The organism is Exiguobacterium sp. N5 (assembly GCF_025842465.1).
Classification (GTDB): Bacteria; Bacillota; Bacilli; order Exiguobacteriales; family Exiguobacteriaceae; genus Exiguobacterium; species Exiguobacterium profundum.
Window position 1 is genome coordinate 1,086,333 of the sequence record NZ_JAPAEP010000001.1, and the last position, 18,341, is coordinate 1,104,673.

Sequence of the window (18,341 nt, forward strand, 5' to 3'; positions counted from 1 at the left end):
CTGTCAATACTCTATTATACCCTCTTGAAGCAATGATTACTAATTGAAACACTTACTCATTCAATCATCTTTAGACTGTTCAAGATGACGCAAGATGATCCCTGCCGTTTCTTCAACTGCTTTGTTCGTCACATCGATGACATCGCAACCGATTCGTTCATAAATACCACGCGCATACTCGAGTTCACGATTGATTCGCTCTAGCTGCGCATAATCTGCTTCCGGCTTCAAACCTAGCGATTTGAGACGTTCCATCCGGATTGAAATCAGCTTTTCCGGGGAGATGATCAACCCGACACATCGTTCAGCAGGCAAATCAAACAATTCCTCAGGCGGTCTCGATTCTGGAACGAGTGGCACGTTCGCGACTTTGTATCGTTTCAGTGCCAAATATTGAGATAGCGGCGTCTTTGACGTTCGAGAAACACCGACCAACACGATATCAGCTTTTTTCAGGCCACGTGGGTCCCGACCATCGTCATACTTGACGGCAAACTCCATCGCCTCGATTTTTCGGAAGTAATCATCATCCAATCGATAGATGAGTCCCGGCTTTTCACGTGGCGCTTCTTTCAATTGGCTAGATAATACATCGAGCAAATCTCCGAGCAAATCAACCGTTTTCACTTGATGAGCTTCACCAAGCCGCATGAGAAGGGCGCGATGTTCCTCATTAACGAGCGTGAACGCAATGATGGCCTGTTGTGCTTTTGCTTGCGTGACGACATCGATAATCGTCTGCTCATCTTCGACGAACGGGATGCGAAGAGTTTCGATCGCATTCTCGTGGAATTGGATACTCGCTGCGCGGACGACGAGTTCGCACGTCTCTCCGACCGAGTCACTTACAACGAACACGAGTTGTTTCGTAGTCAATTCGATTTCCTCCTCAGATCGACTCATCGTTCGCTAACGCAATGAGCACCTTCGTCATATTGGTCTTCGTCATACGGCCGAGTACAATCAATTTCCCATCTTTTTCTTCTACGACGGGCATGGCATCGATTTGTTTCTCAATCAATTTCATCCCAGCTCGAATCAACGTTTCTGTTTTCTCACATACTGTAATGTTCGGCATGCGGGTCATGATGACGTTGACGGGTAACTGGTCTAAGTCTTGATTTCCGATGGCCGCACGAAGGAGGTCTTTACGAGATAAAACTCCGACTAACTCCCGGTCACGTCCGACAACGAACAATGAGCCGACATCTTCTAAGAACAACGTGACAATCGCATCATATACCGTCATCTCATCCCGTACGACTTTCGCAGAAGACATGAAGTCCCCTACGGTCAGCGAATCTAACTTTTCTCGCAGCATCGACGAATTCCGTTTGCCAACGAACGTGTAGCCGACACGAGGTCTAGCTTCAAGTATGCCTGTCATCGTCAAAATAGCGAGGTCAGGCCGCAGGGTCGCACGTGTCAATGAGAGCTCTTGTGCGATTTGTTCCCCTGTGATCGGCCCGTTCTCCTTCACGATCTCGACGATTTTTTGTTGGCGTTCATTCAGTTGCATAGCCAACCCCCTCTAGTTTGTTTAGAGTACGAGCGCGTTGAAATCTGCGACACGCTTAATCGTCGTTGCAAGTCGGTTCATTTCATGGAGACGGTTTTGGCGGACCGCCTCATCATCACTCATAACCATTGTATGTTCGAAGTACATCATAATCGGTGATTCGAGTTGTTGTAGAAGTTCGAGCGCTTTCTTGTAATCTCCCATCTCGACAGCTTCGGCTGTTGCAGGAGCGGTCTGTTCAATCGCATCATGCAATGCAATCTCATGATCGTTCTCAAACAAGGAAGGATCGACATCTCCCGCTTCACCTTTTTTCGAAATGTTCACGACGCGCGACAATTGCTCAATCAACGCCTTCGCATCCGTCGATACAAATTCTTGAATCGCGTCTGCGCGAGCATCGAGTCGCACAACCGTCAATGAGGTCGTCAATACGGCGTCAATCACATCATAACGAACCTGCTGTTCTTGCAGGCGATATTTCAAGCGCAATTTGAAGAACTCATCTAGTTGTGCCTTAACTTGTTCTTTATCGGCTTCATAGAGTCCTGCTTCCAGTTGTAATTCGACAACTTTTGAAAGCAACGTGTCGATTGAGAGATCAATCTTCCAATCTCCAAGAATCTGAACGACACCTTGGGCCTGGCGACGAAGCGCGAACGGGTCTTGTGAACCGCTCGGAATCATCCCGATGCCAAAGAATGCTGCAATCGAGTCTAATTTGTCGGCAAGGGCAAGAACGGCACCCGTTGCCGTCTCTGGAGAAGCGTCCCCAGCAAAGCGTGGCATGTAATGCTCACGGATTGCCGCTGCCACTTCCTTGTCTTCACCTTGTTGGAGTGCATATTTCTCACCCATGATTCCTTGAAGTTCTGTGAACTCGTATACCATCTGGCTCACGAGATCAAATTTATGAATGGCACCGGCACGGCTTACTTTTTCAAGGTCTGCCTCGAACAACGGTGCAAGTTCCTGAGCGATTTTCGTCACACGACGCGCTTTCGCACCAGTCGTTCCCAATTTTTCATGGAAGACGATGCGATCGAGACGTCCGAGCTGATCATCGATTTTCGTCTTTTTGTCTTCCTCATAGAAGAACACGGCATCCGCAAGACGGGCCCGGATGACTTTCTCGTTACCGCGCGCCACATTTTCAAGATGCTCGGCATTCCCGTTTCGTACGGTCACAAAATAGTTTTTCAATGTTCCGTCGAGATAGACCGGGAAATAACGTTGATGCTCTTTCATCGTTGTGATCAATACTTCCTCAGGCAAGTCGAGGTACGCTTCATCAAATTCCCCGAAGAGAGCGGTCGGCCATTCGACTAAGTTTGTCACTTCCTCAAGCAAGTCGGCGTCGAGTGGAATCGTCCATCCTTGTTTCGTTGCAAGCTCTTGAATTTGACGTTCGATTTCAGCTTTACGCATCTCGTAGTTCGCCATGACAAAAGCAGACTCTAATGTCTGGACATATTCGGTAGGTGATGAGATGACCACGTCCCCTTTACTGAGGAAACGATGCCCACGCGTCACGTTATTCGTTTTCACGCCTTCGATTGTGAAGTCGATGATGTCTTGACCAAAGAGTGCGATCAACCAACGAATCGGACGCATATACCGTAGGCTGCTCGTTCCCCATTTCATGTTTTTCGGGAACGTCAAGCTACGGACCACATCTTCAAGACCGTTCAATAGCGAGAGCGTCTCTTGTCCTTTTTCATGGCGTTCCGCGAAGACATACTCGACTCCTTTTTCTTCTGCGAAATAGAGATCTTCTACTGTCAATCCGCGGCCACGTGCAAAACCTTGTGCCGCCTTCGACCAGTTACCTTCCGCATCTTGTGCAATCTTTTTGGCAGGTCCACGAAGAGTTTCTGCCAAATCCTGTTGCGTTTCAGCCACATCGCGAACGATGACAGCCAAACGACGTGGTGTCGAGTACACTTCGATTGAGCCAAAATCAACACGCGCCTCTTTTAAGAACGCGTCAACACGTTCCGCCAACTGTTTCTCTGAACGCAAGACATATTGAGCCGGCAGTTCCTCTAATCCAATCTCTAACAGAAGGTCACGCATTCAAGTCACCTGCTTTCTCTTGTTTCAAAAGTGGGAATCCAAGGCGTTCCCGTTCTTCAATAAATTTAGCGGCACACGCACGTGACATGTTCCGGACACGCTGGATGAAGCCGGTACGTTCCGTCACAGAAATGGCGCCTTTTGCGTCCAACAAGTTGAACGTGTGCGAACATTTTAGAATGTAATCGTATGCAGGGAAGACAAGGTTTTCTTCAAGCGCACGCTTCGCTTCTTTCTCATACGTATCAAATAACGTAAATAACATGTCGACGTCAGACAATTCGAACGTATATTTCGAATGTTCAAATTCTGGTTGATAGAAAATGTCACCGTATTTGAATCCGTCTGTCCAGACAAGATCGAATACACTTTCTACTTCTTGAATGTATGACGCGAGGCGTTCAAGTCCGTATGTGATTTCCACGGCAATCGGGTCACACTCGATTCCACCGACTTGTTGGAAGTATGTGAACTGCGTGATTTCCATTCCGTTCAACCAAACTTCCCAACCGAGACCTGCTGCTCCGAACGTCGGGTTTTCCCAGTTATCTTCGACGAAACGGATGTCATGCTCAAGCGGATTGATGCCAATCAGTTCAAGACTCTCCAAGTACAACTCTTGAATGTTGTTTGGTGACGGCTTCATGATCACCTGAAACTGATGGTGCTGGTAAAGACGGTTCGGGTTTTCTCCGTAACGACCGTCAGCTGGACGGCGTGACGGTTCGGTATAACAGACGTTCCACGGTTCTGGCCCAAGGCTTCTGAGGAATGTCATCGGGTTCATCGTCCCGGCCCCTTTTTCCACATCGTACGCCTGCATCGTCAAACAACCTTTTGACGCCCAAAAGTTTTGTAGCGTGAGAATGATTTCTTGCACTGTCATGTGCTTCATTAATGACACCTCCAATAGTATTGAAACGACAAAAAACGCCCCTATGTGCCTAGCACATAGGGACGGGATTGATTCCCGCGGTTCCACCCTACTTGCCCCAATAATGGGACCACTCTTAAAAGATGTGGGCGCTCTGGAATCGCCATTCGCTCTTCTCATGATACCCGGCTCACACCGCCCCGGACTCGCTTCATTCATGACAGGAAGAGTTACTTTTTTCCTTCATCGCGCACGCTATTTCATTTGTCTAATCGTACATCATCGTATCGAATTCACTATAAAAAGTCAATCCTCATTCAGATGAAGTCGAATCATTTGATCGAGCACCCGTTTCGTCTTTAATCGTAGTCCACTATACGATTCCATATAAGCATCAAAGAGCAGGCGCAAAAGGACTCTGGACTCATCCGATAGCGGAACGTTCCGAAACTCTGACAATTCGTGCTTACTCATCAAATAAAGTAGTTTCGCCAATCTTTCGGACAGCCGGATCACACCTTCTTCTGGATGTCGCGCACATAAAAAGCCACCGGACGCGACAGAGAAGTACATGGGATCCGTCACATCTCCACAGCGCACACATCCCGTCAAGACTGGGGCGACGCCTAATAGATGCAAAATACGTAATTCAACATAGTGCGTGATGACATCTGCGTCCATGCCCGCATTCAGTGCCTGCAAGGCATCCCGTAATATTCGAAACAATGGACGATTTTGGACACGATCCTCGACAGATCGATCAACAAGTTCTAACCAATACATCGCATATGCCATCCGTTCGACATCTTTTCGGATTTCAGGATAAGACGTCATGACGTCAGATGATTTTAACTGAGCGAGTCCTCGGCTAGACGGAAAGATATAGACACCTTCCACAAACGGCTGACTCGAGGCGTGAAACCGGCTACCCGGTTTCTTTGCGCCCCGTGCCATGATCGCGACTTTGCCAAGTTCCTCTGTAAACAATGTCACGACTTTATTCGATTCCCCATAATTAACGGTACGAACGACGATTCCCGTGACTTTTTGTAACATGGCTCAATACTCGTCGTCGCGGAAACCGAGGTCACGAAGCTGACCCATCTTGTTACGCCAGTCTTTCTGCACTTTTACCCATAGGTTCAAATAAACTTTAGTCCCGAGAAGCGCTTCGATATCATGGCGCGCGTCTGTTCCGATTTCACGAAGCATAGCCCCTTTTTTTCCGATGATGATTCCTTTTTGCGAATCACGCTCCACCATGATCACGGCTTCGACATCAATCATCTCAGAGTTCTCACGTTTCTTGATCGATTCGATGGCTACAGCAATCGAATGAGGGACTTCATCGCGTGTCTTATGCAACACTTTCTCACGAATCATCTCTGAGATAATGAAACGCTCCGGGTGGTCCGTCACTTGATCGGCCGGATAATACATCGGTCCTTCAGGCAACAATTTCTTGATCTCACCTAAGAGCGGTTCGACGTTGTTGCCTTGTAGCGCCGAAATCGGGACGTACGCCGCGAAATCCAATTCGTTCGTATATTGTTCAATCACTTTCGGAAGTTCATCTGGATGGATTAAATCGATCTTGTTCATGACGAGAATAATCGGTGTGTCGAGCCCTTTGAGTTTCTCAATAATAAAGTCGTCGCCAGCTCCACGCGGTTCCGTCACGTTCACCATGAAGAGAATCGCATCAACTTCGCGTAATGCGTTCGTCGCCACTTTCATCATGAAGTCGCCAAGACGGTGTTTCGGTTTATGAATCCCTGGTGTATCGATGAAGATGATTTGGGAATCATCGGTTGTGTACACACCTTGCACCTTATTTCGTGTCGTTTGTGGTTTATCCGACATGATGGCAATCTTTTGTCCGATCACACGGTTTAAGAATGTCGATTTCCCGACGTTCGGTCGTCCGATAATCGAGACGAATCCGGATTTAAAATCTTCTTGATACATAATGCACCTGCTTTCTCTATTTCAGAACTATTAGTATAGCATGTTCCATAGCCGTGGACCGAATATTATGAGCGCCGTTACGGCAGCACCAAGTGAAGCGACTAAAACGGCTCCTGCGGCAACATCTTTCGCTTGCTTTGCGAGTGGATGGACGTCTTCTGTCACGAGATTAACCGTTCGTTCGATTGCCGTATTCATCATTTCCATGCTAATAACGGCAATCACCCACCCGAACAAGATGACAATCTCGAGTCTTGTCGGCTGTAACCAGATGGAAAAGACGAATACGAGAAAAGCTGACAGGAGATGGAGTCGCATGTTCCGTTCCGAACGAACGGCATGGAGGATTCCCTCACATGCCACACGGAACGGTCTCACACGTTGCCTCGCTTCAACTCAAAATGAGTGAGCACTTCTTCTTGCCTTGCCGTCATCTCCGCTTCTTCCTCAGGTGTCATATGATCATACCCAAGTAGATGGAGGAATCCATGAATTGCTAAAAAGCCGAGCTCCCGCTCAAACGAATGACCATAGTCAGCTGCCTGTTCTCGGCATCGTTCTACCGAGATGACGAGGTCACCGAGAAGATGTGGCTCATCTTCATCGAGCATGAAATCCATCTCGTCATCCCCCATCTCATCAAATGCGAAACTGATGACATCGGTCGGGGCATCTTTGCCTCGCCATTCTCGGTTCACTTCATGGATTTCCGCATTTGTTAAATACGTGACCGACAATTCGCTCGGCTCTTCCACCTCTTCTAATTGGGCGGCATGTTGTAAAATCGACTCGACGAGCTCGATTTGAGATGTAGTTAACAATTCATGTTCATCGTTCGAGATGATTTGCATGTAATTCTCCCTCTTTCTTTAATTCTGGGTATTCGATTCGTTCGTGGAACAAGCCGGTCAGCGTCTCACACGCACTCTCTCCGACGCGCCAAATTTCTTTCGTCGTCAATTCACATTCTTCGAACTGCCCATCCGCCAACTTGTCGCGAATGATTGTTCGAACGAGCATTCGGATTTTTTCTGGCGTCGGTTGTTTCTGCGAGCGGACAGCCGCTTCGATTGAATCGACGATCATGACAACGGCAGCCTCGCGCGATTGTGGCTTTGGACCTGGATAGCGGAAACGAGACTCTAACACCTCTTTATCAGGATCTTCCTTCGCTTTAACGTAGAAATATTTCAATAAAGACGTTCCGTGATGCTGCTCTGCTATATCGATGATTTCTTTCGGTAACTTATAACGTCGCAACAGATCCGCTCCGTCATAAGGATGAGCCATAATAATGTCTGCCGATTCTTCAGGCGTCAAGCGATCATGAGGATTCCCGCCACCTTGTTGATTTTCAATGAAATGAAGGGGACGCTCCGTCTTCCCAAGATCGTGATAATAGCTTGCGACACGTGCGAGAAGACCATCTGCGCCAATCGCCTCACATGCGGACTCTGCCAAGTTCGCCACCATCATACTATGATGATACGTACCAGGTGCCTCCATTAAAAGTTTCCGCAGCAGCGGATGCGTCGGACTCATCAATTCCACAAGTCGACCAGAAGACAAGACGCCAAACCACGGTTCCAAAAATGGCAGGAAGCCAAACGTCAAGACAATGGAGAGCAAGGCGCTAATGACGGCAAATCCAGAAAGATACATCGCCATTTCCCAGGAAACTTGCACGTTCCGAAGTAAGAGTAACGCGATGACCATGATGATGTTGACGAAACCGAGCAACACCCCTGATAAGAATAGTCGCTTCCGCTGAATTTTCGGTTCAACTAAAAAGACAGCTAGAAAACTACCCGTCGCCACATACACGAGCGTCATGAAATTCGTGCTCTGTCCGAATGTGACAACGACACTCCCGGCAATCATCGTAATGAAGGCCGAGGCGAGCGCAACTCGTTCATCGATCAAGATGCGTAGAAGCAATACGACGAACGCTGTCGGCGCTAAAATATAGGCATATGTCGTAAAATCGACACCGATGTATCCGACACCAAAAAAGATGCCGAGTTGTAAAAGTAGCAAGCCATAGACCGTCACTAAGATTTTCGGACTCAGTAACAGGTCTTTGATTTTCGAGCGGATGAGCATGAATAGAAACCCACCGGTCAACAATGCGCTGAGCAAGAATGACCCGAATAATGGTGCAAGGGAACGATTCGGATCGATGGCTCCAGATAGCTCTAATTTCCGATATATCTCTCGAGTCACCACCTCACCTTGACTGACGAGTAACTGTCCTTCTTGAATGATGACAGGATCGACAGCATCGACGGCTTCTTGTTCTTTTTGACGGGTCGCCTCAGAGTCAAATACATAGTTCGGTACGATGAGTTCATCGCTTAACGTTTTCGAAATGGCGCGGAACTCAAATGAGAGCGGCGATTGATCGATAATCGCTGCTGCTCGGTCTCGAGCCGCAGCGACCGCTTCATTACTCGTTTCAATCCGGTCGTCCATCACTTGTTGTAACGCAGTGACTGTGACATCTTCTACCGTTTGTCGGGTATCTTCACTCGCTTCAAGCAACGAATTCAACTCTTCATCAGCTAATACACCGTTCGCCTCTGTAGAATTTAGACGGTTTTTAATATCCGCCAGTTCAGTCTCCTCATCCGTTTGGTCGAATGCTGCGAACAACTGCTCGACTTTAGCGATTTGTTGGTCTGCAAATTCTTTTCTCAAGGAGAATTGACTGCCGACACCATTTGTCACTTCTTGTTTCAATCGTTCGGTCGCAACACGGTCCTCAACCGTGATCGGAGACCGAATATCCTGTTCGGCAATCCCAAGCGGTTCCACACTGATGATGGATGGGCGCACGGTAAAGTATAGAATGGCGCCTAATAAGAGAAAGAAAATCAACGAGATGGTCGCGACTGTCCAGTTTTTAGCTTGCTGCATTCGTGCCCCCCCTTTTCACGATCTGGTGACCTCACACGTACATTTAAGTGAGGTCCGTACTATAGGCGTTGATGATTTTCTTAACGAGCGGATGACGGACGACGTCAGACGCACTGAAGTGTTCAAAATGAATACCATCCACGCCTTCTAACAGGCGTAACGCTTCCTGTAACCCCGATGCCTTGCCTTTCGGTAAATCGACTTGGGTCAAATCCCCTGTGACCACCATTTTCGATCCAAAACCGAGTCGCGTCAAAAACATCTTCATCTGTTCTTTTGTTGTATTCTGGGCCTCATCCAAGATGACGAACGCATCTTCTAACGTGCGTCCACGCATATAAGCGAGCGGAGCCACTTCAATCGTGCCCCGTTCTAACAAACGGTTCGTCTGTTCCACGCCATACACATCAAATAGGGCGTCGTATAATGGGCGGAGATATGGGTCCACTTTCTCTTTTAAATCTCCCGGTAAAAATCCAAGGTTCTCTCCCGCTTCAACGGCAGGACGCGTCAAGATGATCCGTTTGACTTGCCCTTCTTTTAAGGCACGCGCCGCAAGTACGACAGCTAGGTACGTCTTTCCTGTTCCGGCTGGTCCGATACCAAAGACGAGATCACGTCGTTCAATCGCACGAACATACCGGCTTTGCCCTACTGTCTTGGCACGAATCGGTTTCCCCTTATTCGTCGTAAAAACAACTCGTTCATAATGTTCGAGCAGTTCATCTCCCTTTCCGACTTGAATGTGCTGGATGACGCTAATGGCATCACTTTCATTTAGACGTGCACCTTTTTTCACTAACGTCTGCAAGGTGATGATCACTTGTTTCGTTAATTCAAGAGCCTCAAGTGTATCGGCTTGAATAATCAACTCCTCACCCCTTGGGATGAGTGCCACTTTCAATTCTGTTTCAATCGCCTGGAACACTTCATCTTTCGGTCCGAGTAAAGCTTGTGCTTCGTTCGCATGTTCCATGACGAATGGTATTTTATCAGTCATAATCAATGGATGCATTGCCCCCTCATTAAAATCGGTTATTCCTCTTTTACTTTAGCACTATCACGCCTATCGTGAAAGAAAGACCGCGTAATTTCCACGCGCAAAAGGCAGTAACATTACGTCACTGCCTTCCGTTCACTTCTTCCGTTTCGAGATAGGAGGTTGTAATACCTCACTCCAAATGACAGCTTCCCGCATTCGCTTTTGTGAAACGTTCAGTTGTCTCGGTTTCTTTTCCTTTTGAATCGGTGGAATTTTAACCGCTTGTTCGAATTGCGCGCTCACTTTCGGCATCTCGACTTGACGTTCACGTGGAGCCGGTCGTTCTTCTACCGTTCGAGCGACTCGACGCCTCACCTTTTGTGGTGCCGGTTTTTTGTCCGAGTCATCGAATGCCGTTTCAATCTCTTTCATGACGTCCCCTACCGAATCCAAATAGCGTTTCAGTTCACTGCTTTGAGGACGGTCTCCAGAGGACGATGATTTTTCGAGCCTTTTCATCACTGCCGAGGCAATTCCGAAGGCGGCTAACAAGAGTACCCATAGTCCATCCATATCAATCACTCATTATCTGATTCAGAATCGACAGGTGCCCCAATCGCTTTTCGCATTTCTGTATCCGCTTGAACGTTCAAGTAGTTCACGTAATCCATGACACCAAGCTTTCCGTTTCGTAACGCTTCTGCCATCGCGAGTGGGACTTCCGCTTCGGCACCGACAACTTTCGCACGCATTTCTTCTACTGAAGATTTCATTTCTTGTTCGCGCGCAATCGCCATCGCGCGACGTTCTTCCGCCTTCGCTTGAGCGATTTTCTTATCTGCTTCTGCTTGGTCCGTCTGCAAGACCGCGCCGATGTTCTTACCGATATCGATGTCGGCAATATCGATCGAAAGAATCTCAAACGCTGTTCCTGAATCCAAACCTTTTGTGAGGACAGTCCGTGAAATCATATCCGGATTCTCTAGTACGTGCTTGTGGTTGTTTTGTGAACCGATTGTCGACACGACCCCTTCACCGACACGGGCGATAATCGTTTCTTCCCCCGCACCACCGACGAGACGATCGATATTCGCACGTACGGTAATGCGTGCTTTCGCCTTCACTTCAATCCCATCCATCGCGACACCCGCAATAAATGGCGTTTCAATGACTTTCGGGTTAACTGACATCTGTACAGCCTCGAGGACGTTACGTCCTGCCAAATCGATGGCAGCAGCCCGTTCGAATGACAATTCAATATTCGCACGGTGCGCCGCAATCAATGCGTTCACAACGCGGTCTACGTTACCACCAGCCAAGAAGTGACTCTCAAGTTGGTTCGTGTTTAATTCAATTCCTGCTTTAACCGCTTTAATCAACGGGTTCACGATTTTCGAAGGAATAACGCGACGAAGGCGCATTCCAATCAATGTGAAGATCGAGACGTGGACGCCCGCTGCAAACGAACTGATCCATAGTCCGACTGGTACGAACGTGAAGAATACGGCAAGTGCAATCAATCCTCCACCTGTAATGAGTAACGTTGTCAGTAATTCTGGTGTCATTCTGTTACATCCTCCTTCGGTTCTACAAAGCTTCGAACGACAATCCGTCCAGAATCCACTTTATAAACCTGAATTTTTGTCTGCTGATCGAGATAGCCACCTTCCGTCACGACATCAAGTCGTTCTCCGTCGATTTCGGCAGTACCGGCTGGGCGAAGTGGTGTCAAGGTGACTCCCACTTTCCCAAGAAGCTGTTTTCGATCTTCGTGGGACAAGTAGCCTTTTTCAGTCGATGTCGAATCCGTCAAAATCAACCCTTTATAAATGAGCGGACGATTCGTACTCAAGCGACGGTATGCCCAAAAGCCGAGACCTGTTAGTACCGCTGCCGCTAGACCAATTGATAGCCATAATTGACCGATCGTCGCACCAGCCATAATCAAACTCGCAACGACGGCTCCGATCCCAAGCAAACCGAACAATCCAAACCCTGCTACGAACACTTCAATTCCAAGAAGGACGACTCCGACAAAAAAGACTGTCAGAATCACTCCGAGACCAAATGTCATCGTCTTGCTACCCCCTTCCAAATTCAAAGCTATCTCCTATCTCTAGTGTATACGAAACAAGATTGAATGTGGTTTCAGAATACGCAAAAAAAAGCAGAAACTTTCGGTTTCCCGAAAAGTAACTGCTTTTTTCATCAATTCGTCAATTGTTGTTTGACGATTCGGTTCACAAGACCACCGTCTGCCTTGCCTTTGACTTGCGGCATGACGACGCCCATCACCTTACCCATATCTGATGGAGCGGTTGCATTCGTTTGAGCAATTGCTGCTTGGACGATGGCGGTCACTTCATCTTCTGAAAGTTGTTCAGGCATATAGGCTTCTAGGACGACAATCTCTTCTGCTACTTTGGAAGCAAGGTCTTCACGACCAGCGCTTTCGAATTCTCGGAGGGAGTCTCTGCGCTGTTTCATCTCTCGGTTGAGCACCGTGAGTTCCTCTTCCTCGGTAAGATCTTGACGACCTAGTTTGATAGCCTCATTTTGGAGCGACGCTTTGACCATCCGGATTGTCGTAAGACGATCCTTTTGTTTCGCGCGCATGGCTTGCTTCATGTCGTCCGTCAAGCGTTCTTGAAGACTCATGAGCCAACACCCTCTCTACAAATGAAACTGGAATCAGAATTTCTTACGCTTACGCGCAGCTTCTGATTTCAATTTACGTTTTACGCTTGGCTTTTCGTAGTGACGACGTTTACGAACTTCGGCAAGTGTGCCATCTTTCGAAACACCGCGTTTGAAACGACGAAGAGCGTCTTCAAGCGATTCGTTTTTACGGACACGAGTTTCCACTAGTTTTCCCTCCCTCCGAATTACACGACTAAGGAAACGTGTTTCACACGTCATATCATATTATAGTGAAATTAAGTCGTGTGGTCAACCACTTATTAATAGTCGCTGTCTGAACGTCCACCAGTGACAATCGCGATACCTGCTGAAGCACCGATACGTGTCGCACCAGCATCGATCATCGCTTTCGCACCTTCGAAGTCACGGACGCCACCTGAAGCTTTTACGCCGATGTCAGGTCCGACCGTCTCACGCATGAGGCGAATGTCTTCAACTGTCGCGCCACCAGTCGAGAAACCAGTCGATGTTTTGACGAAGTCTGCTCCAGCTTTCACTGAAAGTTCGGCAGCTTTTTTGATTTCTTCTTTTGTAAGCATGCATGTTTCGAAGATGACTTTGACGAGTGTACCGTTTGCCGCTTCGACAACCGCACGGATGTCACGTTCTACGAGATCGTAGTCAGCATCTTTGAGTGCTGCGATGTTGATGACCATGTCTACTTCATCTGCTCCATTGGCAATCGCATCTTTTGTTTCAAATGCTTTTACCTCAGGTGTGTTTGCACCAAGTGGGAAACCGATGACTGTACATACTTTGACATCATCATCTGACTTGAGTTGTTCTGCTGCATATTTGACCCATGTCGGGTTGACACAAACGCTTGCGAATTTGTATTCGAGCGCTTCTGCACAAAGTGTTGTAATTTGATCTTTTGTTGTTTCAGCCTTTAAAGCTGTGTGGTCGATATAACGGGCTAATTCCATGATTCATTTCCTCCTCTGACAAATAAGTCTGACATCTAACATATTACCATGTTTTGATGAGATGTAACAGCTTTCAAATCTAAATCAACTGACGACGTTTACGAGCGACGACCCAACTGTTCCAACTAAAGAAGAAAATAGCGAGCCAAATGCAGGTGAAGGCAAAGACATGGTATGCCGTGAACGGTTCATGGTACATGACGACCCCGATAATCAAGCTAAGTGTCGGTGCGATAAATTGAAGAAACCCGACAAGCGTGAACGGGATATGTTGTGCCCCGTACCCAAACAGGAGAAGAGGTAACGCCGTGACCACGCCCGTTCCAAGAAGGGCGATCCAAATGACAGGCGACATGTTATACGCAATATTGTCGGTGACAACTTGATTTCCTAGGAAGAGCAATGCCACCGGGACCACCGCCAGCGTTTCAATTCCTAGGCTGACCGTAGAAGCAAGAGGACGTCGTTTCTTCACCATTCCATAGAATCCGAACGTACTCGCCAAGACGAATGAAATCCATGGGAACGTGCCGTATCCTAACGTCAAAACGAGGACGCCAATTGATGCAATCCCAACGGCCATCCATTGGACTCGATTTAATGATTCCCGAAAGACGAGCACCCCTAACACCATACTGACGAGAGGATTGATGTAGTACCCGAGAGAAGCTTCAATGATATATCCGTGATTGACAGCCCATATGTATACAAACCAGTTGGCACTGACGATGAATCCGTTCAACATGAATGCGTTTCGTGTAGCCGGATGTCGAAGTGCGTAACCGAACTCTTTCCACTGATTTGTCCATCTCAGAACGAGCAGAATAAATAAAAATGACCAAACGATTCGATGTGCTAAAATTTGACCGCTCGGTACTTCTTGCAAAAATTTCCAATAAATCGGAAGGACGCCCCACATGACGTACGCCCCGATTGTCGTCCATACTCCCTTATTCACACGTTCACCCGCTCTCTTACAAGTTAAAGACAGTTTAGTCGATGAAAGACTCCCGATACAAGACTTTTGTTTCATGAAAAAAAGGCGCGAAATCGCGCCCTGACCGTTTATTGTTTCACTTGTTCAATTGCTGTTAATGCTTGTGCCAAGTCTTCGATCAAGTCATCAATGTCCTCAAGTCCGACCGAAATACGGACGAGCCCATCGGTGATGCCAAGTTCCGCTCTGCGTTCGGCTGGAATCGAGGCATGTGTCATGCGTGCCGGAACACTAATCAAACTCTCAACCGCTCCTAAACTTTCTGCGAGCGTGAAGTATTTCGTCTTCGCTACCATCATTTCTGCCGCTTCCGCTGAACCGACATCAAATGCGATCATCCCACCGAATCCACGTGCCTGCGATAAATGAATCCGCTTCGCTTCCTCACTGGATACACTTGGATGGAGCACGCGTGATACAGACTCGTTCGACTGAAGGAATTCAACCAATGCTCGTGCATTCGATTCAATCTCTTCCATCCGAACAGCCAACGTCTTGATTCCCCGTACAACAAGGAAGCTATCTTGTGGTCCAAGGACTGCGCCAACAGAGTTTTGAAGAAACGCCAAAGCTTCGCCCTGCTCTTCCGTTCGCGCGACAACAAGTCCCGCTACGACGTCACTATGTCCGCCTAAGTACTTTGTGGCACTGTGAAGGACGTAGTCTGCACCAAGATCAATCGGATTTTGGAAGTAAGGGGTCATAAACGTATTGTCCACGACGAGTAACACATCTGCTTCATCGGCAATCGTACGCATCGCCCGAATGTCCGTCACGTTCAAGAGAGGATTTGTCGGGGTCTCGACATAAATCATTTTCGTGTTCGCTTGAAGCGCATCCCGAACCGCTGCTTCATCGGATGTATCGACAAAAGTTGCTTCCAAGCCTCGTGACTGAAATACTCGATTGAATACACGGTACGTTCCTCCATATACATCAGACCCGACGATGACGTGGTCTCCAGATTTCAATAACATAAGCACCGTCGAGATGGCTGCCATCCCAGATCCGAATGCAAATCCTTGCACACCGCCTTCGATGTCGGCAATCAATGTCTCTAATGCCGTCCGTGTCGGGTTTGCTGAACGTGAGTATTCGTACCCTTCCCGCAAGTTACCAATCCCGTCTTGCTTATACGTGCTCGTTTGATAAATCGGTGGCGTGACGGCCCCTGTCAACGGGTCCGTCGTTTTACCGCCGTGAATGAGTGCTGTCTTTGTACGCATGTTCTGCCTCCTTGACAATTCCTTGACTTAAATATCGTTCTGCACTATCAGGCAAGATGGTGACAATCGTGCCTTCCGTTAATTGATTCGCTTCTTTTACACATGCTGCAATGGCAGCCCCTGAAGAACTACCGATGAGCAAACCTTCCTGTTTCGCTAAATGTGCCACGTAGTAGAAGGCTTCCTCATCTGTAATGGTATGAATCGCATCGACGTAAGCCCTCTCCAAAAAGGGTGGCCATTTTTCGACGCCGATTCCTTCTGTTTTATGTGGTCCTGGTTCACCGCCATTCAAAATGGAACCGACCGGCTCCACGACGACAGTTTTCGTTCCAAGTGGCTTTAATGATTTGGCGACACCGGTGAATGTTCCACCTGACCCCGCTCCCGCTACAAATACGTCAATTTGTGGCACATCTTTCAACAACTCATGGGAAAGGATGTCGACGTAAGCATCCGGGTTATCCGGGTTCGAGAACTGTTCTGGGACATAGGCGTCATGTTCTTTAGCCAACTCAATGGCATGTGCGATTGCGCCCTTCATGCCGAGTTCCGTCGGCGTGTTGACGACTGTTGCTCCGAGCAGTCGCATCAATGCCTGCTTCTCTTGACTGAATTTTTCAGGAGTGACCGTCATGAGGCGAATCCCGAATCGTTGGCAAGCGAGCGCAAGCCCGATCCCCGTATTGCCTGCTGTCGGTTCGATCACCGTTCCACCGGGTGCCACATCGCCACGCTCGATCGCCCGTTCAATCAAATTCATCCCGAGTCGGTCTTTAACACTCCCACCTGGATTCATCATCTCGAGCTTCCCGTACACTTTTACATTCGCTGGTACAGGAAGCGTTTGAAGTTCAATGAGCGGTGTGTCTCCGATGAGTTCATAGACGTCACGGACAATCATCTTATGCCTCGTCCTTGAAGACGATATGCCATTCATCTCGTTTTGCGAGCATGTCTGCCGCTAATTTTTTGGCACCTTCGAAATCATGATGATTCGCATTCCCACATTGAACAGGGTTTTGCGCCGGTAGTTCCTCAGCGTTCATCGCATCACGCAGCGTCGCTTCCACGAGGTCAAGCATTCGTTCGTAGTTCCCATCATTGAGCATCGTCCAATAGAAGCCTGTCTGGCAACCCATCGGCGAGATATCGACGATGTCTTCAGAATGATTGCGACTGTTCTCGGCAATCAAATGCTCAAGTGAATGAACCGCGCGCATCGGCATGAGTCCTTCGTTCGGTTGAATGAAACGAATATCGTATTTATAAATCGTGTCTGCTGTTCCCTCTTTCACACCAGCTAAACGGACAAAAGGCGCCTGTACTTTCGTATGATCCAAGTTAAAACTTTCAACATTATATGTTTTCATGAGTAATTCCTCCTCGTTATTTAGTGGCTATTACGAGCCAGACAAACTTGTTTTTCTGCGTCATCGTCACATTGTATCCGTTCGCTTCTAACATGGAACGAATCGTTGACGTATAAGGATAGTATTCACGATTTAAGTCTTCGACGAGGTCTGAGTACCCTTTCGCAGTCGCCCAATCGATGATGTCCTGACGAGCTGCTGGTGACTCAAACATCGTATCTAGCAACACGAACTTTGGATGTTCCCAGTCTTCGACATATTGACCGATGGCTGTGGCCTTTTCAGAATCTGTCAAGTGATGAAAAGCATACGACGATACGACCGTATCCACGTTTGATAAATCCGGATAACGGAGGAAATCGCCTTCGATCACATCAATCCCCAATTTTTCAATAGCAATTTTTCGCATTTCCGGCGACGGTTCAATCGCAATCAACGGATGCCCTTTCAAGATCCGGCTACTCAAGTTCCCTGTTCCGACACCAAACTCAAGCACCGTTCCTTCGACGTGGAGGGCAACCTCATCGAGCATTTGCTCATATCCGATGAACACTTCGTGATATTGCTCATCATGCCCCTCGACCGTCGTATCATAATCCTTTGCCCAATCCTTAAAGATATCCATGAATGGTAAGTTCATATCGCTACCCCAATCTTAATTCTTACTAATTTGATATGTTTTATTGGTATTTAACTTTAACGTTACATTAACAGGTTTTTTTATTCATTTCAAGTCATTCGCTAGATTCTCACATCACATCCAGTTGGATATAGGTCTTATGTG

21 protein-coding genes are annotated in these 18,341 nt (G+C 47.7%); all 21 read right to left on the minus strand.

Annotation, left to right across the window (positions count from 1 at the left end; translation table 11 throughout):
- Positions 1-60 precede the first annotated feature (60 nt).
- The 21 genes from OKS35_RS05665 to OKS35_RS05765 all read right to left on the minus strand — a co-directional run bounded on the left by OKS35_RS05665 (position 61) and on the right by OKS35_RS05765 (position 18,197).
- Positions 61-903, minus strand: a complete 843-nt coding sequence (locus tag OKS35_RS05665; RefSeq protein WP_196430874.1) for a pyruvate, water dikinase regulatory protein — start codon at positions 901-903, stop codon at positions 61-63.
- Positions 890-1,519 (minus strand): helix-turn-helix transcriptional regulator, encoded by a 630-nt coding sequence (locus tag OKS35_RS05670; protein ID WP_012726643.1) that lies wholly within the window; start codon positions 1,517-1,519, stop codon positions 890-892. The genes OKS35_RS05665 and OKS35_RS05670 overlap by 14 nt, the downstream gene beginning before the upstream one ends.
- A 21-nt stretch (positions 1,520-1,540) precedes the next feature.
- Entirely contained in the window at positions 1,541-3,595 is a 2,055-nt protein-coding gene (gene glyS / locus OKS35_RS05675; protein ID WP_214781500.1) for a glycine--tRNA ligase subunit beta, read from the minus strand.
- Positions 3,588-4,481, minus strand: a complete 894-nt coding sequence (gene glyQ, locus OKS35_RS05680) for a glycine--tRNA ligase subunit alpha (RefSeq protein ID WP_196431848.1) — start codon at positions 4,479-4,481, stop codon at positions 3,588-3,590. Before glyQ ends, glyS begins: the two co-directional genes overlap by 8 nt.
- A 294-nt stretch (positions 4,482-4,775) precedes the next feature.
- Complete coding sequence (gene recO, locus OKS35_RS05685; RefSeq protein ID WP_074036609.1) at positions 4,776-5,525, minus strand: DNA repair protein RecO; 750 nt, start codon at positions 5,523-5,525, stop codon at positions 4,776-4,778.
- A 3-nt stretch (positions 5,526-5,528) separates the two neighbouring features.
- On the minus strand, positions 5,529-6,437 hold the full coding sequence (era, locus tag OKS35_RS05690) for a GTPase Era (RefSeq protein ID WP_012726647.1): 909 nt from the start codon (positions 6,435-6,437) through the stop codon (positions 5,529-5,531).
- A gap of 30 nt (positions 6,438-6,467) precedes the next feature.
- On the minus strand, positions 6,468-6,815 hold the full coding sequence (locus OKS35_RS05695) for a diacylglycerol kinase family protein (RefSeq protein ID WP_074036607.1): 348 nt from the start codon (positions 6,813-6,815) through the stop codon (positions 6,468-6,470).
- Complete coding sequence (gene ybeY, locus OKS35_RS05700) at positions 6,812-7,288, minus strand: rRNA maturation RNase YbeY (protein ID WP_074036606.1); 477 nt, start codon at positions 7,286-7,288, stop codon at positions 6,812-6,814. The genes OKS35_RS05695 and ybeY overlap by 4 nt, the downstream gene beginning before the upstream one ends.
- Entirely contained in the window at positions 7,266-9,353 is a 2,088-nt protein-coding gene (locus tag OKS35_RS05705) for an HD family phosphohydrolase (protein ID WP_012726650.1), read from the minus strand. Before OKS35_RS05705 ends, ybeY begins: the two co-directional genes overlap by 23 nt.
- A gap of 43 nt (positions 9,354-9,396) precedes the next feature.
- Positions 9,397-10,368 (minus strand): PhoH family protein, encoded by a 972-nt coding sequence (locus OKS35_RS05710; RefSeq protein WP_074036604.1) that lies wholly within the window; start codon positions 10,366-10,368, stop codon positions 9,397-9,399.
- 120 nt (positions 10,369-10,488) lie between these two features.
- Complete coding sequence (locus OKS35_RS05715) at positions 10,489-10,908, minus strand: hypothetical protein (RefSeq protein WP_264092641.1); 420 nt, start codon at positions 10,906-10,908, stop codon at positions 10,489-10,491.
- Between the two features lie 5 nt (positions 10,909-10,913).
- Positions 10,914-11,900 (minus strand): flotillin-like protein FloA, encoded by a 987-nt coding sequence (gene floA / locus OKS35_RS05720; protein ID WP_012726653.1) that lies wholly within the window; start codon positions 11,898-11,900, stop codon positions 10,914-10,916.
- Entirely contained in the window at positions 11,897-12,409 is a 513-nt protein-coding gene (locus tag OKS35_RS05725; RefSeq protein ID WP_031423231.1) for an NfeD family protein, read from the minus strand. The genes floA and OKS35_RS05725 overlap by 4 nt, the downstream gene beginning before the upstream one ends.
- 134 nt (positions 12,410-12,543) lie before the next feature.
- Entirely contained in the window at positions 12,544-12,993 is a 450-nt protein-coding gene (locus OKS35_RS05730) for a GatB/YqeY domain-containing protein (RefSeq protein WP_214781507.1), read from the minus strand.
- Between the two features lie 33 nt (positions 12,994-13,026).
- Positions 13,027-13,221 (minus strand): 30S ribosomal protein S21, encoded by a 195-nt coding sequence (rpsU, locus tag OKS35_RS05735; RefSeq protein ID WP_029334745.1) that lies wholly within the window; start codon positions 13,219-13,221, stop codon positions 13,027-13,029.
- 74 nt (positions 13,222-13,295) lie between these two features.
- Positions 13,296-13,961: a deoxyribose-phosphate aldolase gene (gene deoC, locus OKS35_RS05740; RefSeq protein ID WP_012726656.1), complete on the minus strand. Its 666-nt coding sequence runs from the start codon at positions 13,959-13,961 to the stop codon at positions 13,296-13,298.
- Positions 13,962-14,040: 79 nt separating this feature from the next.
- A complete protein-coding gene (gene rarD, locus OKS35_RS05745) occupies positions 14,041-14,919 on the minus strand; it encodes an EamA family transporter RarD (RefSeq protein ID WP_074036593.1) in 879 nt (292 codons plus the stop codon).
- Positions 14,920-15,026: 107 nt separating this feature from the next.
- The gene (locus tag OKS35_RS05750) at positions 15,027-16,184 is read right to left on the minus strand and encodes a bifunctional cystathionine gamma-lyase/homocysteine desulfhydrase (protein ID WP_074036592.1); all 1,158 of its coding nucleotides are present in this window, start codon (positions 16,182-16,184) and stop codon (positions 15,027-15,029) included.
- Positions 16,150-17,088 (minus strand): PLP-dependent cysteine synthase family protein, encoded by a 939-nt coding sequence (locus tag OKS35_RS05755; protein ID WP_078147159.1) that lies wholly within the window; start codon positions 17,086-17,088, stop codon positions 16,150-16,152. The genes OKS35_RS05750 and OKS35_RS05755 overlap by 35 nt, the downstream gene beginning before the upstream one ends.
- Position 17,089: 1 nt before the next feature.
- A complete protein-coding gene (locus OKS35_RS05760; protein ID WP_012726660.1) occupies positions 17,090-17,557 on the minus strand; it encodes an S-ribosylhomocysteine lyase in 468 nt (155 codons plus the stop codon).
- 16 nt (positions 17,558-17,573) lie between these two features.
- Positions 17,574-18,197: a class I SAM-dependent methyltransferase gene (locus OKS35_RS05765; protein WP_264092642.1), complete on the minus strand. Its 624-nt coding sequence runs from the start codon at positions 18,195-18,197 to the stop codon at positions 17,574-17,576.
- Between the last annotated feature and the right edge of the window lie 144 nt (positions 18,198-18,341).

Bases quoted from the DNA above. Each gene is read 5' to 3' on its own strand.
- deoC (WP_012726656.1), bottom strand. From the start codon at position 13,961: ATGGAATTAGCCCGTTATATCGACCACACAGCTTTAAAGGCTGAAACA.
- OKS35_RS05730 (WP_214781507.1), bottom strand. From the start codon at position 12,993: ATGAGTCTTCAAGAACGCTTGACGGACGACATGAAGCAAGCCATGCGC.
- OKS35_RS05710 (WP_074036604.1), bottom strand. From the start codon at position 10,368: ATGCATCCATTGATTATGACTGATAAAATACCATTCGTCATGGAACAT.
- OKS35_RS05765 (WP_264092642.1), bottom strand. From the start codon at position 18,197: ATGAACTTACCATTCATGGATATCTTTAAGGATTGGGCAAAGGATTAT.
- floA (WP_012726653.1), bottom strand. From the start codon at position 11,900: ATGACACCAGAATTACTGACAACGTTACTCATTACAGGTGGAGGATTG.
- OKS35_RS05670 (WP_012726643.1), bottom strand. From the start codon at position 1,519: ATGCAACTGAATGAACGCCAACAAAAAATCGTCGAGATCGTGAAGGAG.
- recO (WP_074036609.1), bottom strand. From the start codon at position 5,525: ATGTTACAAAAAGTCACGGGAATCGTCGTTCGTACCGTTAATTATGGG.
- OKS35_RS05750 (WP_074036592.1), bottom strand. From the start codon at position 16,184: ATGCGTACAAAGACAGCACTCATTCACGGCGGTAAAACGACGGACCCG.
- OKS35_RS05725 (WP_031423231.1), bottom strand. From the start codon at position 12,409: ATGACATTTGGTCTCGGAGTGATTCTGACAGTCTTTTTTGTCGGAGTC.
- OKS35_RS05665 (WP_196430874.1), bottom strand. From the start codon at position 903: ATGAGTCGATCTGAGGAGGAAATCGAATTGACTACGAAACAACTCGTG.
- ybeY (WP_074036606.1), bottom strand. From the start codon at position 7,288: ATGCAAATCATCTCGAACGATGAACATGAATTGTTAACTACATCTCAA.
- glyS (WP_214781500.1), bottom strand. From the start codon at position 3,595: ATGCGTGACCTTCTGTTAGAGATTGGATTAGAGGAACTGCCGGCTCAA.
- OKS35_RS05760 (WP_012726660.1), bottom strand. From the start codon at position 17,557: ATGAAAACATATAATGTTGAAAGTTTTAACTTGGATCATACGAAAGTA.
- glyQ (WP_196431848.1), bottom strand. From the start codon at position 4,481: ATGACAGTGCAAGAAATCATTCTCACGCTACAAAACTTTTGGGCGTCA.
- OKS35_RS05755 (WP_078147159.1), bottom strand. From the start codon at position 17,088: ATGATTGTCCGTGACGTCTATGAACTCATCGGAGACACACCGCTCATT.
- era (WP_012726647.1), bottom strand. From the start codon at position 6,437: ATGTATCAAGAAGATTTTAAATCCGGATTCGTCTCGATTATCGGACGA.
- OKS35_RS05705 (WP_012726650.1), bottom strand. From the start codon at position 9,353: ATGCAGCAAGCTAAAAACTGGACAGTCGCGACCATCTCGTTGATTTTC.
- OKS35_RS05715 (WP_264092641.1), bottom strand. From the start codon at position 10,908: ATGGATGGACTATGGGTACTCTTGTTAGCCGCCTTCGGAATTGCCTCG.